The organism is Flavobacterium sp. SORGH_AS_0622 (assembly GCF_030818825.1).
Taxonomy (GTDB): Bacteria; Bacteroidota; Bacteroidia; order Flavobacteriales; family Flavobacteriaceae; genus Flavobacterium.
In genome coordinates, this window is sequence record NZ_JAUTAX010000001.1 from 3773081 (window position 1) to 3787402 (window position 14322).

The following is a 14322-nucleotide window of genomic DNA, read 5'->3' on the forward strand; positions in this document are numbered from 1 at the left end:
ACTACACATCACAATGATCCATTTCTTTGAAAACCAAAGCAAAACTGTTTTTGCCGTACAAACGCAAAACGAAATTTCAGCTCAAGACATTTCAAAATTAAACTGGCTATTTGCCGACTCGAATAAGATCGAAAAATCCGCATTGACGGGTTTTTTTGTTGGTCCACGCGCCACTATGATCACACCTTGGAGCACAAATGCTGTAGAAATCACTCAAAATATGGGTGTTCCGGGCATTATCAGAATTGAAGAATTTCATCCAGCAACGGAAGATTTTACTGATTTTGATCCGATGCTTTTTCAAAAATTCAATGAATTAGATCAAGAGATTTTTACTATCAACATTCAGCCGGAACCAATTCTGGAAATTGATGATATTGCAGCTTACAACAAAGTTGAAGGTTTAGCTTTAAGCGAAGAAGAAGTAGATTACTTAAATAATCTTGCTGCAAAACTTGGAAGAAAATTAACCGATTCTGAGATTTTTGCTTTCTCTCAAGCCAATTCAGAACACTGCCGTCACAAAATTTTCAACGGAACTTTTGTAATTGATGGTGAAGAAAAAGAGACTTCTCTTTTCAAATTAATCAAAAAAACATCTCAGGAAAATCCTAACGATATCGTGTCTGCTTACAAAGACAACGTTGCTTTTGTAAAAGGACCAAAAGTGCAGCAGTTTGCACCAAAATCTGCTGACAAACCTGATTTTTACGAAATAAAAGAATTTGATTCTGTTATCTCATTAAAAGCAGAAACACACAATTTCCCAACAACAGTTGAGCCTTTCAACGGAGCTGCAACAGGTTCTGGAGGAGAAATTCGTGACCGTTTAGCGGGTGGACAAGGTTCGCTGCCTTTAGCAGGAACTGCTGTTTACATGACTTCATATTCTCGTTTGAACAATGACAGAAAATGGGAAAATGCTCTTGAAGAAAGAAAATGGTTGTACCAAACGCCAATGGATATCTTAATCAAAGCTTCAAACGGAGCTTCGGATTTCGGAAATAAATTTGGGCAGCCGCTTATTACAGGTTCTGTTTTAACTTTCGAACATTCAGAAAACGACCGTAAAATTGGTTACGATAAAGTAATCATGCAGGCGGGAGGAATTGGTTATGGAAAACTAAATCAGTCAATTAAGCAAAAACCACAAGAAGGTGATAAAATCGTAATTCTGGGTGGAGAAAATTATAGAATCGGAATGGGTGGTGCTGCGGTTTCATCTGCAGATACTGGTGCTTTCGGTTCAGGAATCGAGTTGAATGCAATTCAGCGTTCAAACCCTGAAATGCAAAAACGTGCTGCTAATGCTATTCGTGGTTTGGTAGAAAGCGACAATAACCCAATTGTTTCGATTCACGATCACGGTGCAGGTGGACACTTAAACTGCCTTTCTGAATTAGTGGAAGAAACTGGAGGTTTGATCGATTTAGATAAATTGCCAGTTGGAGATCCAACTCTTTCTGCAAAAGAAATTATCGGTAACGAATCTCAGGAAAGAATGGGATTGGTTATTGGTCAAAAAGATATTGATACGTTGCAAAGAATTGCCGACAGAGAGCGTTCACCAATGTATCAGGTTGGAGATGTAACGGGAGATCACCGTTTTACTTTCCAATCACAATCAAATGGTTCAAAACCGATGGATTATGCTTTAGAAGATTTCTTCGGAAGTTCTCCAAAAACGGTTATGACAGATAAAACTGTTGATAGAAAATATGCTGATGTTGCTTACAATGTAGGGGATTTCGAAAGTTATTTAAAAGACGTTTTACGTTTAGAAGCTGTTGCCTCAAAAGACTGGTTAACCAATAAAGTGGACCGTTGTGTGGGTGGAAAAGTGGCAAAACAGCAAAATGCAGGTCCGTTACAATTGCCTTTGAATAATGTCGGCGTTATGGCTTTGGATTATTTAGGTAAAGAAGGAATTGCAACTTCTATTGGGCACGCTCCTATTGCAGCTTTGATTGATCCGGTTGCGGGTTCTAGAAATGCTATTGCAGAATCGTTATCAAACATTATCTGGGCGCCAATTAAAGATGGTTTAAAAGGAATTTCACTTTCTGCAAACTGGATGTGGGCTTGTAAAAACGAAGGTGAAGACGCTCGTTTATACGCTGCTGTTGAAGGTTGTTCAGATTTTGCAATCGAATTGGGAATCAATATTCCGACAGGAAAAGATTCACTTTCGATGAAACAAAAATATCCAAACGACGAAGTAATCGCACCGGGAACGGTTATTATTTCTGCTGGAGGAAATTGTACAGATATTAGAAAAGTAGTGGAGCCAGTTTTACAGAAAAATGGAGATTCTATTTATTATATCAATTTGTCTCAGGATGATTTCAAATTAGGAGGTTCCTCTTTTGCACAAATCAGAAACACAATCGGAAACGAAACTTCTACTATTAAAGACGCTTCTTTCTTCAAAAATGCTTTTAACACAATCCAGGAATTAATCGGCGAAAGCCAAATCTTAGCGGGTCATGATATCGGAAGCGGTGGTTTAATTACTACTTTATTAGAATTATGTTTTGCTGATGTAAATCTGGGAGCTAAAATTGATTTTAGCGCATTCGCGGAAAAAGACTTATTGAAAATCCTTTTCGCAGAAAACATCGGAATTGTTTTCCAAGCTAAATCTGATGCAGCTGTTGAAGCTAAATTAAACGCGAATAATATCGAATTCTTCAAAATTGGTTCAGTTCAAGAAACTGCCACTTTAGAATTTGCAGATTACAAATTGGATATTCCAACTTACAGAGATGTTTGGTTCGAGACTTCTTATTTATTAGATCAAAAACAATCTAAAAACGGAAGAGCTCAGGCACGTTTTGAAAACTATAAAAATCAGGTTTTAAATTATACTTTCCCTGCTCACTTTACAGGAAAAAAACCAGAAATCGACAATTCTAAACCAAGACCAAAAGCAGCAATTATCCGCGAGAAAGGAAGTAATTCTGAGCGTGAAATGGCAAATGCTATGTACTTAGCCGGCTTTGATGTAAAAGACGTTCACATGACTGATTTAATTTCTGGTCGTGAAACTTTAGAAGACATTCAGTTTATTGGTGCAGTTGGAGGATTCTCTAACTCAGATGTTTTAGGTTCTGCTAAAGGCTGGGCTGGAGCTTTCTTATACAACGAAAAAGCAAAAACAGCTTTGGATAATTTCTTCAAAAGAGAAGATACCTTATCTGTCGGAATTTGTAACGGATGCCAGTTGTTTATGGAATTGGAAGTGATTAATCCAGAGCATGAAGTTCACGGAAAAATGCTTCATAACGAAAGCCAGAAACACGAAAGTATCTTTACTTCTGTAAAAGTTCAGGAAAACAATTCGGTTATGTTATCGACATTGGCTGGAAGTACTTTAGGAGTTTGGGTTTCTCACGGAGAAGGTAAATTCAAATTGCCTTATGCAGAAGATCAATACAACATTGTTTCTAAATACGCTTACGAAGGTTATCCTGCAAACCCTAACGGTTCTGATTATAACACCGCAATGATGTGTGACAAAACTGGAAGACATTTGGTTATGATGCCTCATATTGAGCGTTCGACTTTCCAATGGAACTGGGCGCATTATCCAAAAGACAGAAATGACGATGTTTCGCCTTGGCATGAAGCTTTTGTTAATGCCAGAAAATGGATTGAGAAAAACTAAAAAATATATTTTAAAAGCGCCCGAATTTATCGGGCGTTTTTTTTTATAGCCACGAATTACACGAATTTCCACTAATTAATTATTAGTCTAAAAAATAGCAACAGATTAAGGATAGAAGGATTTTTATTCATCGCTCATCCTAATAAATTGAAACTAATTCGTGGAAATTCGTGCAATTCGCGGCAAAAAAACCTCGGCACTATCCCCAAATAAGCCGAAGCATTTCATATTTCATTCCTTAAAAGCTGATGCAATTCCAGTAACAATATTCGCTGTTCCGAAGGCAAATAATCCAGAAGCAATTGCAGCTTGTCCAGAGAAAAATTGACTTTCGCGAATTACAGCACTAAAAATTGTTCCGCCAGCCAGTCCGGCAATTAAACCTAAACCAATTGTCGAAATAATCCACCAAGGTTCTGGTTCAGGAATTGGCGGTTTTTTCAAAAATCTTCTCCACCAGCCCGGATATTTAGTTCCGCACCAGCCCATCGCTAAGAAAAAAGCAGTTTCCATAATATTAGTTTTTATGTGTTGCCTACTCGTTTGCTTTTCGGCTTCCGCATTTTGACGGGATAAAAGTAGGATTAGAAATTTTTAAAAAGTCAATGAAATTTCCTGTTTTTAAAAGGGGAAAAACACCTTTTTTTTTAAAATTTGGAGTTTCATTAAGGAACCATTAGTCTATACTAAGACTAACTTAATAATATCTTAAGATGCTTTCTTCTTCGGTATTTCAGTTGATAAATAACTTTGTGGTATGAAAAAATGGAAACAAAATTTAGCAGCCGTAATTATCCTATTTGCCTTAAGCCAATATTCTTTTAGCCAAAAAACAAATGCTATAAATGGAACTATTTCAGATGGAAAAGCTCCAATAGAATTTGTAGACGTAGTTTTAAAACCAGTTACTGATACAACCAAAACTGCAGCTTATGCCGTTACTGATGCTTCTGGAAAATTCATTATAGAAAATATAAATCCTGCCGATTATGTTTTAAAATTTAGATTAATTGGTTTTAAAACAGCTATTCAGAAAATAAAATATTCAGGTTCTTCTATTGCTCTCGGAAATATCGTTTTACAGGAAGATGCCAATTTATTGAACACAGTTGTTGTAAAATCAGAAAAAAAGCAAATTGAGAAAACGGCCGAAGGTTTTGTATTTAATGCTGTTTCTAATATTTCCCAGTCTGGTGGAACTGCAATTGATATGCTAAAAAACATTCCGACTGTGGCTGTTGATGCAGATGATGCTATTTCGTTAAGAGGAAAAACACCTTTGATTTTAATTAACGGAAAAAATTCTGCTATTACCAATATGAATCAGATTCCAGCAAGCAGTATCGAAAGTATTGAAATTATTACAAGTCCAACTGCAAAATACGATGCCAGTGCAGAGAGCGGCATTATTAACATAAAACTCAAGAAAAATAATTCAAACGGAATAAACGGTGCAGCGGTTCTAGGAAGCGGTTTTGGTGCAAAAGGCAGAATTAATAGTTCGGTTCTTTTAAATCATAAAACGGATAAATGGAATGTGGGTCTTGCCTATGACAATCGTTTTGCTGGAAGAACTAAAAGAATAAAAGGTGAAAGAACGAATTATTTTATTGATGATGAACATTTTATCAATCAAAATAGAAGCGACCAGCGAACTGAAGGTTTGCAAAATTTAAAGTTTAATGTAGATTTTTCTCCAAATGAAAGAAATACTTTTTCGTTTGAAGCACTCGGAAACATTGAAAATCAAGATAATGATGAAACATTAAGAACAGCTATTTTTAAGAGTTCAAATGAATTTTACTCTAGTAACAAACGTCATTCGCTAGAATTAGAGCGTTCAAAAGTCGCAGAATTTGCTTTTAATTATGATCGAAAATTTTCTGATGATAGAAAAAGTTTAAACGCCAACATTACGACTTCGTTTAATTTTGATAGAGAAAACACCGATATTGATACTGATAATTATGATGAAAATCAGATACAAATTGGCGACACTTTTTGGCAGAGAACTCATAATTACGAAAAAGAAAATATCTCAAATGCCATTTTAAATTACGCATTCCCTATTTCAGAAAAAACTATTATTGAAACTGGGTATAAAGGAACTTTTAGATTCTTTAATTCTGATTTTCAAAGTGCAGATGAAATTAATAATGAATACGTAATTAATCCGCTAGCCAGCAATATTTTTGATTTTAATGAGCAAATAAATGCTGTGTATGGACTTTTAAATTCTTATTCAGGTGCCAAAGAGAATCCGAAATGGAAATACAATTTAGGTTTACGCGCAGAAAATGTTTCAAACAATGGAGCAACACAAAACAATAGTGACCGCTTTAATAATGATTATTTAAAACTTTTTCCTTCGGGATCAATTCAATTAAATTTAAAATCGGATGAGTCTTTAAAATTCGGTTACAGCAAACGTATTAATCGTCCAGATTTAGATGATTTGAATCCGTTTATAGATATTACAGATGCATTGAATCCGCATGGAGGGAATCCGTATTTGAAACCAGAAATTATTCATATTGTCGAATTGAATTACAACAAAGAGTGGAATAATTCTTCTCTTTCTGGAAATGCTTTTTATAGAAATGCCAATAATACGATTAGACAATATGCCATTTTACAAGACAACGGAGTGGTTTTATTACAGCCTCAAAACATTGGAAACACCGTTACTTACGGACTCGAAACGATTTTCAGTTTTAAACCGATTTCTTTTTACGATGCCAATATTAGTGTAACTGCTTTTGAACAAAACATTAATGCCGATAACTTAGCACAAGTTCAAGATATTGTCAGCAGCGCTTTCAGCTGGTACGGAAAAATGATTAATAATTTTACGCCTTGGAAAGGCGGAAAACTTCAGGTTATTGGCAACTATAATTCTGCCGTTGCAACTCCGCAGGGAAAACGAATTCCGATTTACAATGTAGATATGGGTTTTCAGCAGAAATTAGGAAAAGGAAATGCCCGATTGGGTTTGGTAGTTACTGATATGTTTAACACTTTAGAAAGCGGTTATAAAAACAGCACTTTATTGTTTAGAAACAATAGAATTTCTAAATCTGATACTCGTGCTTTGATGCTGACTTTTGCTTACACTTTTAAATCTGATTTTAAAGAAAAATTACTCGAAAATCAGTTTCCTACAGAGTAAAAAACTGACCAAAAATAAATAATTTCATTCTTGTATTTTTAAGCTTCCATTCTATTAAAAAAATGGATTATATTCGCTCAGAAAAAAATCAGCCGCTAGATTTTTTAAGCCCAAAAACATTAAACCTACATAGAATGAAATTTTTAAAATTACTTTTTATTTTCAGCTTATTTTTTGCTGCCACAACATCACATTCACAAGTTCACGTAGATCAAATTACGCACAATTCTAAAGATCGTTTTATTACTACTACAATCAATTATCCTGTTTCTGGAACTTATGCGCCAATTGGACAAAAACAGCCTATTACGGTTTTAAATCCAGACGGAACTGGTTTTATTCAGGCTGATGATTTGAGCAAACAAAAGATCAATTGGGGAATTGAGTGCACAGAAGAAGGAGTTCCTGTTTTTAAAGAAGGCTTCAATAGCGCCTCTTACACCTTCTGGTACAGACCAAATGATAGTGAAGAATGGTATTACTCGCAATTCTCGATTCATTTTGCCAAGAAAAAAATGTTCTTAATGGGAGAGCGAGTAAAAGAATATGAAGATTACAATGTTCAATAGTCTGTAAAAAATAGTCCTGCTATTAAATTTTTCTTGGTTTTTATGAAAGTTTACTACAAAAAAGAAAACGTTTTCGTTGAATTTTGATAGTCTCTATAAATTTTCCCATAAAATTTCATAAAATAAAAAATTATACCTAAATTTTATTTAATTTGCAGTAAAATTCAATATATTAAACATGGTTTCAATCACACGCCTTTTTGATTTTCCCTATTATCAACAAGAAACTTACAACCTCCCAGTTGCTCTTGCAACCAAAAAAAATGGAGTCTGGGAAAAAACATCTAGCCAGGAATATATTGCAAAAGCAAATGCTGTTTCAAGAGCATTATTGCGCATGGGCGTTAAGAAAGATGATAAAATTGCCTTAATTACTTCAAATAACAGAACCGAATGGAATATCATGGATATTGGTATCTTGCAGACTGGTGCGCAGAATGTTCCTATTTATCCAACTATTGCTGAGGAAGATTACGAATATATTTTAAACCACAGCGGCAGTATTTACTGCTTTGTTTCTGATGATGAAGTATATCAAAAAGTACAGGCTATTAGAGCGAATGTACCTACTTTAAAAGAGGTTTATTCTTTTAATGAAATTCCAGGCTGCAAACATTGGTCTGATCTATTATTAGCAGGAGAAGACGAAAGCAACCAAAACGAAGTTGAAGCTATAAAAGACAGCATTAAAACAGACGATTTAGCGACTATTATTTATACTTCTGGAACGACAGGAAAACCAAAAGGTGTTATGCTTTCGCACAAAAATATTGTTTCAAATGTTTTAGACAGTGCACCAAGAATTCCTTTTGATGCTGGAAAAAGTACTGCTTTAAGCTTCTTACCAATCTGCCATATTTTTGAAAGAATGATTTTGTACATCTATCAATATTATGGTGTTTCGGTATATTTTGGCGAATCTATTGATAAAATTAGTGATAACTTAAAAGAAGTTCGTCCAACAGTTATTACAGCTGTTCCAAGACTTTTAGAAAAAGTTTACGATAAAATTTATGCTAAAGGTGCTGAATTAACCGGCATTAAGAAAAAACTATTTTTCTGGGCTATTGATTTAGGTTTAAAATATGAACCATACGGAGCAAATGGATTTTGGTATGAATTCCAATTAAAAATTGCCCGCAAACTTATTTTCAGTAAATGGAAAGAAGGTTTGGGCGGAAACCTGGATTTAATGGTTTCTGGAAGTGCGGCTTTACAGCCTCGTTTAACAAGAGTTTTTGCTGCTGCAGAAATTCCAGTTATGGAAGGTTACGGTTTATCTGAAACTTCTCCCGTAATTGCTGTAAACGATCAAAGAAACAAAGGTTTTAAAATTGGAACGGTTGGAAAACCAATCCGCAATATAGAAGTTAAAATTGCCGAAGACGGAGAAATTCTTTGTAAAGGACCAAACGTAATGTTAGGCTATTTCAAAGATCCTGAAAAAACGGCTGAAGCTTTACAAGACGGTTATTTCCACACAGGAGATATCGGTGAAATTGACAGCGAAGGTTTCTTAAAAATTACCGATCGTAAGAAAGAAATGTTCAAAACTTCTGGAGGTAAATACATTGCGCCGCAAATGATCGAAAATGCTATGAAACAATCTCGTTTTATTGAGCAGATTATGGTTGTTGGTGAAGGCGAAAAAATGCCTGCTGCTTTTATTCAGCCAAACTTTGAATTTGTAAAAGAATGGGCTAAAATTCATAAAATTACATTAGGAAGCACAGATAAAGAAATCAGCGAAAATCCAGAAGTAATTAAACGTATTGATAGTGAAGTGGAAGAAATCAATAAAAAATTCGGACACTGGGAACAAATCAAACGTTTTGAACTTACGCCAGATGTTTGGTCTATCGACGGCGGACAATTGACACCTACGCTAAAATTAAAACGTAAAATCATCAAAGAGATTTATAAAGATCTGTATGCTAAAATTTATGGTCAGAATTAAATCAGAATAATATAACCAAAAAGAAAACGGCTGTCGATAATTTTGACAGCCGTTTTTAATTTTGAAGACACCAACGCAAAATCTTCGCGATGTTTTTGGCATCATCAATACCGCGGTGATGGGTTCCTTCCAGCGGAATATTCAGTAATTCAAGTGCACCATTCATTCCGGTTGGTTTTACTAATCCAAACTTTTCGGCAAAATGGGTTTTCACATTAATATGTTCATCAGCCATCGGATACGTCACTCCAAACGATTTACACTGCTTTTTAAGCATATTTAAGTCGTACTGACCGTAACTTGCCCAAGTATATAAATCGGGGCTGTATTGGTCGATTAACTGATTCACGGCTTCTTCAAAAAGAACTCCATTACTATCCAGCAAATCCTGAGTTATAGTGGTTAATTCTGTACAAAACAGACTCACACTTGAACGCTGGGGCCTAATCAAAATCCCTTGATTCTTCGTAATTTCTCCCGTTTGCGTATCTAAAACCGCTAACCCGATTTCGATAATTTCATTTTCCTGTCCTTGTGGGACTGCACTCTGCCAGCATGTGGCTTCTAAATCGATAATAATAATAATTTTATCTGTTGTTTTCATTTTTTTAATTTTTTAATAATTGTTTTTTTTAACCGCTAAGAACGCTAAGATTAATTTCACGCAGATTTAGCAGATTTTGTATAATGTTTTTAATCCTTTATCCCGATAGCTATCGGGAGTGGCTAGAAACTTAGAAGAACATGCTTTTAAAATCTAGAAAGAAACTTCTTTTCTTAGACTTTTTCTCATGCTTTTCTTTTTTTGCAGCACTTTTCTTTTTCAAAACTTCTTTAGCTTTCTCCATTCGTTTAACTGGTTTTATTTCCTCAGTTTTAGAATTTTCGTAAAACTTTTTGAAAGGACGCGGCTCGAAATCAACCAAAATTGCCGCCATATTTATAGCATCAATGTTTGACGGATCTGTTTCACCTTTAAAGAAAGTCTCGATTGGTCTAAACTTATCTTTCTTCTCCTTAAACTTATTCTTTTTACTATGATCGAAATCTAAGCCCAATAGATTACTGAAAACATTCAAGTCATCTTTTGTTGGGTTATTTTCGAAAATCAGCCAGCACAAATCACGAAGTTGTCCACGAGAAGGTTTGTACAAATAATCAAAGTATTTACCTTCTTTTTCGGTCTCGTATTTTTTTCTAATTGCTTTTTTGTATTTTTCTAATGTATTGTTTTGCATGGTATTTTTTTTTTTTGCAATTCTTGGGAATCTCAGGAAATCGAAGGTTTTTCTGGGAAATCCAATATCACAAAAGTTAAAAGCACCCTTGCTCTACCAGAGAAATATCTCTAAATGATATATATAATCTCCCTAAAATTCACCCTTTCATTCCATAGGTTAATCAGTTTCAAATCCATTTTTTTACTTGAGGCATATGACGACTCGCTAAACTCCACTGTTTCTGTTTGATCACTATGATCCGACCTAAGTCCACTTTTTTGATTCATCCTTAAATTTTTATTATTAAACTAAATTTTTTACGTCGCGACGATTTCTTTATGAACAAATATTACAATCGCCCTGCGCATTTATTTTGCGTACTTCTTTAATTTTCTATCCCGAAGCCTCGGGACTGAGTTGCTAAGTTTTCAAACCTTTGTACCTCTGTACCAACCTTTGCACCTCAACAAAAAAAAAAGCACCCAATTAAAGGTGCTTCATAACAAATACGATATAACTATCTTATTGCCTATATTGATGCACCAACATGTAAAAGCATTCACGCTCCGAAGGCGCGGCTACTAATCCTGGGTTTTGTATGTATAAATTAAAACTCATTTTATTTATTTTTTAATTGTTGTTGTTGTTTTTCTGAAACTCATTGTTTCGATTTTGTCTGGCAAAGATATGATGGAAAAAATCATATTTCCAAATATTTTTTAAGATTATTTTTCTGACTATCAATTAGTTACACGCAAAATTAAGACAAAGAAATTCCTGTCCGCAAACTGGTGCAGATCTCTATTTTATATCAAATGACTGTTACTCATCAGATTACTTTCCAAGACTATATCTCTCTATTTTGATTAATCATTAAACATATTGGTTAAATATTTTTTTAGATTTTTTTAGTTCTGGTTTGTTTTTCTATCATTTTGTTGTTCTCTTTTATCACACTGAGCTTCCCGAGACTTCGGGAGAAATGCTTTTAAACAAAAAAAGCGTCCCGAATTAGGACGCTTTTTATATTTTATGATGAGTTAAACTCTAAAATTACATTTCAATTTCATAAAAATACATATAGCGTCCTGCCATCTCAGCGGGAAAATCTCCTGCTAAAAGTTCAAAACTTGATTTAATTGAAAGTATCATATGTATTTTTCTGTTTTTAATTACAGATACAAATGTAGTATAATTTAGATTAATTTAACAAAATATACCAAAAATATATTTTTTATAACAAATCAAAGTTTGTAAAATCCGTAAGATAGAAAACTGTATCAATGAAAAATAAATTATTATCAAAAGTCAGAACATTTTCATCATGTAAATCTTCAAGAATAATGCCTAATTCATCATTAAAATAGTCATTATTTCTAGTATTAATAAAACCGTTTGAGTTAAAAAATGTTTCACATTCTCTAATTCTGTTGCACTATCAGATTGAACAAATTTTTGTTCCACTACAGCATAAAGTACTTCTGCCTGTTCATAAAATCCAATTAATTGATATGCAGTATCTGGAAAGAAATAATTGTTCAGCAACAAATTATTGAAATAATCTTCCCAAGATTCATAATATATAATATCATTAAGCTTGATTACTTTATGCTTGTTCTGAAGATAAACTTTTTGCTCTGCACCTGAAGATATAAAGGCATGAATGTTTATGTAATCCAAAAACTATTTCGATCACAGAATTTTTTTATTAACGCTGTTTCTTCACTTTTGATTTGCTTGCTTGACTTAAGCGCTCTGCTTGCGCTCTCGCTTTCTCTAAGGTAACGGGAGACTGTTTGGATAGAATTTCCATGCCTAACTTGGCTCTTTCCTGAAATGATATTTTGTAATTCATTTTTCATGAAGTTTAAAGTTCAAAGATAAACTTTTTATCAATACATCTTTTAAACCCTGCAATATCAAGATTGCAGAGTTTTGATTTTTATGTTATTATCTATTACTGGCACAAGCCTTATAAATCTGCTTTTCTGAAAATGGCGATAAAGTTTCTGCCAGATTACGGCTGGTTCTTAAACAGCTTAGTATTTTTTGCCTTAAATTGATATCGTCGCCAAACTCTGTATGCATTAAAAGTTCGAAGATTTCCTGCAAATACATGGGCTGTTCTTTGTAATCTCCCTCAAACAATTCGTCTGAAAGGAAATTAATTACGGATGGCACTACATCACGATGTGTTGGTTTTTGATTTTCTTTTGACATATTCGAAAATTTTTAGACGCGCGAAACCCTCATCGTCGGTTGTGTCAAAACACTACAAAGAGTGGAATTAGGGCTATCACTAGCTCCTGCAACGTGAATGAGGGTTCGCTTATGTTAACTTAAAATTTAAGTTTCGGATTTCTCCTTGTATAATATTTTGACTTTACAAAGATATTATTTTATTTTAAAAGAAAGAAAAAACCTACTTAATATTAATATGTATCTATATTCTTTTGTCAATTTTGAAACCTATTGCATTAGCATATGAATCCAAATCTATTGAGGCGACAGTACCAATCACCTGTTGTAAGTAATGCGTTAATTGTAAAAAAAAAGAAACTAATGATATTTCTTTTTCACTAAATTCAACATTTTGAAACTTTCTAACTAAATAATATTTCTCTATACTTTCTTGCACATTTTCAGGAGATAAATCCTGAATTCCTTCATAATCTACATAAAAACTTCCATAAGAAATACTACACCCCATTTCCATAGATTTCAAACCAGTCAAGCTTTTCAGATGGTTAATTAATGTTTTTTCCTGTTTTATAGAATTAGTACTTGTTAAAATCCCACCTATAATTTTAGTTAATGCTCTAGGATCTTTGTATTCACCTGCATTTATTATACGGGCAGATGTTCTTTTCAATTTCCTTACACTCTCAATTTTTCTACCAGCATATTCAAAATAATTAATAGTTTCCTTATTTGAAACCTTAACAGAACCTTGAAAGTCAGGTTTTACTTCAAAGACAGCATACACCCCTTCAGCTGGAATATAAATAAACCCATTTTGATTAAAAACAAATGGTGTGAAATGTTGATCATAGATTACAACATCAATTTGATCGCTAGTAGCTCCATTTGAATCTATAACAATTGCTTTATCAACACAATATCTGTTAGGCAGGTATTTTCTTAACCATTCAATCCAAACATTTTCTAGCGCATCTCCAACAGAACCTGGATGAGTAATAAATTCTCTGTTAGTATTTAATTGTGCTATCATTTGGTTTTGAAGACCACCAAAAAGTTCTTTTAAATTAGCATTACTCATATTTATACAATTTGTTATTAAAAAAAACATTAAAAGAATAATCTCTAATTCCTTTTTTATCAAATCCAATTATCAATAAAATAGGATTTTCGATATTTGAGTCCTTATTTTCAACTATTTTTTTTAATGCTTTAAAATCTGTTAAACTATAGTTTGAATTAGAATTTGGGTGTGTATGCCACTCACCCAAATAATGAATTTTTTCTTCATCAAATATCCTTACAAATGTTTCTTTTAGGTTTTCATCAACAATATGTTTAAAAGAAGTTGGAGAATTCTCAAAATTAGTTGAAAGAATTTGTTTTACAACTACAGCCTTTGTTTTGTCATCTGTATAGTATCCCATAAGATATCCTCCTATTTCATTAGGATAAAACTTTAATGCTATTTTTTCAAATTCTTTAATAATCTCATCTTCAAATTCAATTTGTAAACCTATTATTTTATTATTTAATATCAA

General features: G+C 33.5%; 11 protein-coding genes and 1 pseudogene. 4 read left to right on the top strand and 8 right to left on the bottom strand.

Annotated elements, in window-relative coordinates; translation table 11 throughout:
* Positions 1–13 precede the first annotated feature (13 nt).
* Entirely contained in the window at positions 14–3667 is a 3654-nt protein-coding gene (purL, locus tag QE431_RS15875; RefSeq protein ID WP_307297633.1) for a phosphoribosylformylglycinamidine synthase, read from the top strand.
* A 231-nt stretch (positions 3668–3898) separates the two neighbouring features.
* Here the strand turns inward: purL and QE431_RS15880 are convergent, their stop codons facing one another.
* Positions 3899–4180, bottom strand: a complete 282-nt coding sequence (locus QE431_RS15880; protein WP_128414959.1) for a hypothetical protein — start codon at positions 4178–4180, stop codon at positions 3899–3901.
* A 244-nt stretch (positions 4181–4424) separates the two neighbouring features.
* On the opposite strand from QE431_RS15880, the gene QE431_RS15885 reads away from it, so the two are divergent.
* The 3 genes from QE431_RS15885 to QE431_RS15895 all read left to right on the top strand — a co-directional run bounded on the left by QE431_RS15885 (position 4425) and on the right by QE431_RS15895 (position 9362).
* The gene (locus QE431_RS15885; protein ID WP_307297635.1) at positions 4425–6836 is read left to right on the top strand and encodes a TonB-dependent receptor domain-containing protein; all 2412 of its coding nucleotides are present in this window, start codon (positions 4425–4427) and stop codon (positions 6834–6836) included.
* A 134-nt stretch (positions 6837–6970) separates the two neighbouring features.
* Positions 6971–7405, top strand: coding sequence for a hypothetical protein (locus QE431_RS15890; protein WP_057116672.1), 435 nt, complete (start codon positions 6971–6973; stop codon positions 7403–7405).
* A 178-nt stretch (positions 7406–7583) separates the two neighbouring features.
* Positions 7584–9362, top strand: coding sequence for a long-chain fatty acid--CoA ligase (locus QE431_RS15895; protein ID WP_057116673.1), 1779 nt, complete (start codon positions 7584–7586; stop codon positions 9360–9362).
* 55 nt (positions 9363–9417) lie between these two features.
* Here QE431_RS15895 and QE431_RS15900 read toward each other — a convergent pair whose 3' ends face one another.
* The 7 genes and pseudogenes from QE431_RS15900 to QE431_RS15935 all read right to left on the bottom strand — a co-directional run bounded on the left by QE431_RS15900 (position 9418) and on the right by QE431_RS15935 (position 14322).
* Positions 9418–9966, bottom strand: coding sequence for a 3'-5' exonuclease (locus tag QE431_RS15900; protein ID WP_307297639.1), 549 nt, complete (start codon positions 9964–9966; stop codon positions 9418–9420).
* 130 nt (positions 9967–10096) lie between these two features.
* The gene (locus tag QE431_RS15905; protein ID WP_057116675.1) at positions 10097–10600 is read right to left on the bottom strand and encodes a hypothetical protein; all 504 of its coding nucleotides are present in this window, start codon (positions 10598–10600) and stop codon (positions 10097–10099) included.
* A gap of 1216 nt (positions 10601–11816) precedes the next feature.
* Positions 11817–12262 (bottom strand): annotated as a pseudogene (locus tag QE431_RS15915) (hypothetical protein).
* On the bottom strand, positions 12250–12444 hold the full coding sequence (locus tag QE431_RS15920; protein ID WP_307297646.1) for a hypothetical protein: 195 nt from the start codon (positions 12442–12444) through the stop codon (positions 12250–12252). Before QE431_RS15920 ends, QE431_RS15915 begins: the two are co-directional and overlap by 13 nt.
* 88 nt (positions 12445–12532) lie before the next feature.
* Positions 12533–12802 (bottom strand): hypothetical protein, encoded by a 270-nt coding sequence (locus QE431_RS15925; protein WP_307297649.1) that lies wholly within the window; start codon positions 12800–12802, stop codon positions 12533–12535.
* A 223-nt stretch (positions 12803–13025) separates the two neighbouring features.
* Positions 13026–13862, bottom strand: coding sequence for a DUF6602 domain-containing protein (locus tag QE431_RS15930; RefSeq protein WP_307297651.1), 837 nt, complete (start codon positions 13860–13862; stop codon positions 13026–13028).
* The gene (locus tag QE431_RS15935) at positions 13855–14322 is read right to left on the bottom strand and encodes a Mov34/MPN/PAD-1 family protein (RefSeq protein WP_307297653.1); all 468 of its coding nucleotides are present in this window, start codon (positions 14320–14322) and stop codon (positions 13855–13857) included. Before QE431_RS15935 ends, QE431_RS15930 begins: the two co-directional genes overlap by 8 nt.

Bases quoted from the DNA above. Each gene is read 5' to 3' on its own strand.
- purL (WP_307297633.1), top strand. From the start codon at position 14: ATGATCCATTTCTTTGAAAACCAAAGCAAAACTGTTTTTGCCGTACAA.
- QE431_RS15905 (WP_057116675.1), bottom strand. From the start codon at position 10,600: ATGCAAAACAATACATTAGAAAAATACAAAAAAGCAATTAGAAAAAAA.
- QE431_RS15925 (WP_307297649.1), bottom strand. From the start codon at position 12,802: ATGTCAAAAGAAAATCAAAAACCAACACATCGTGATGTAGTGCCATCC.
- QE431_RS15920 (WP_307297646.1), bottom strand. From the start codon at position 12,444: ATGAAAAATGAATTACAAAATATCATTTCAGGAAAGAGCCAAGTTAGG.
- QE431_RS15885 (WP_307297635.1), top strand. From the start codon at position 4,425: ATGAAAAAATGGAAACAAAATTTAGCAGCCGTAATTATCCTATTTGCC.
- QE431_RS15890 (WP_057116672.1), top strand. From the start codon at position 6,971: ATGAAATTTTTAAAATTACTTTTTATTTTCAGCTTATTTTTTGCTGCC.
- QE431_RS15895 (WP_057116673.1), top strand. From the start codon at position 7,584: ATGGTTTCAATCACACGCCTTTTTGATTTTCCCTATTATCAACAAGAA.
- QE431_RS15930 (WP_307297651.1), bottom strand. From the start codon at position 13,862: ATGAGTAATGCTAATTTAAAAGAACTTTTTGGTGGTCTTCAAAACCAA.
- QE431_RS15900 (WP_307297639.1), bottom strand. From the start codon at position 9,966: ATGAAAACAACAGATAAAATTATTATTATTATCGATTTAGAAGCCACA.
- QE431_RS15880 (WP_128414959.1), bottom strand. From the start codon at position 4,180: ATGGAAACTGCTTTTTTCTTAGCGATGGGCTGGTGCGGAACTAAATAT.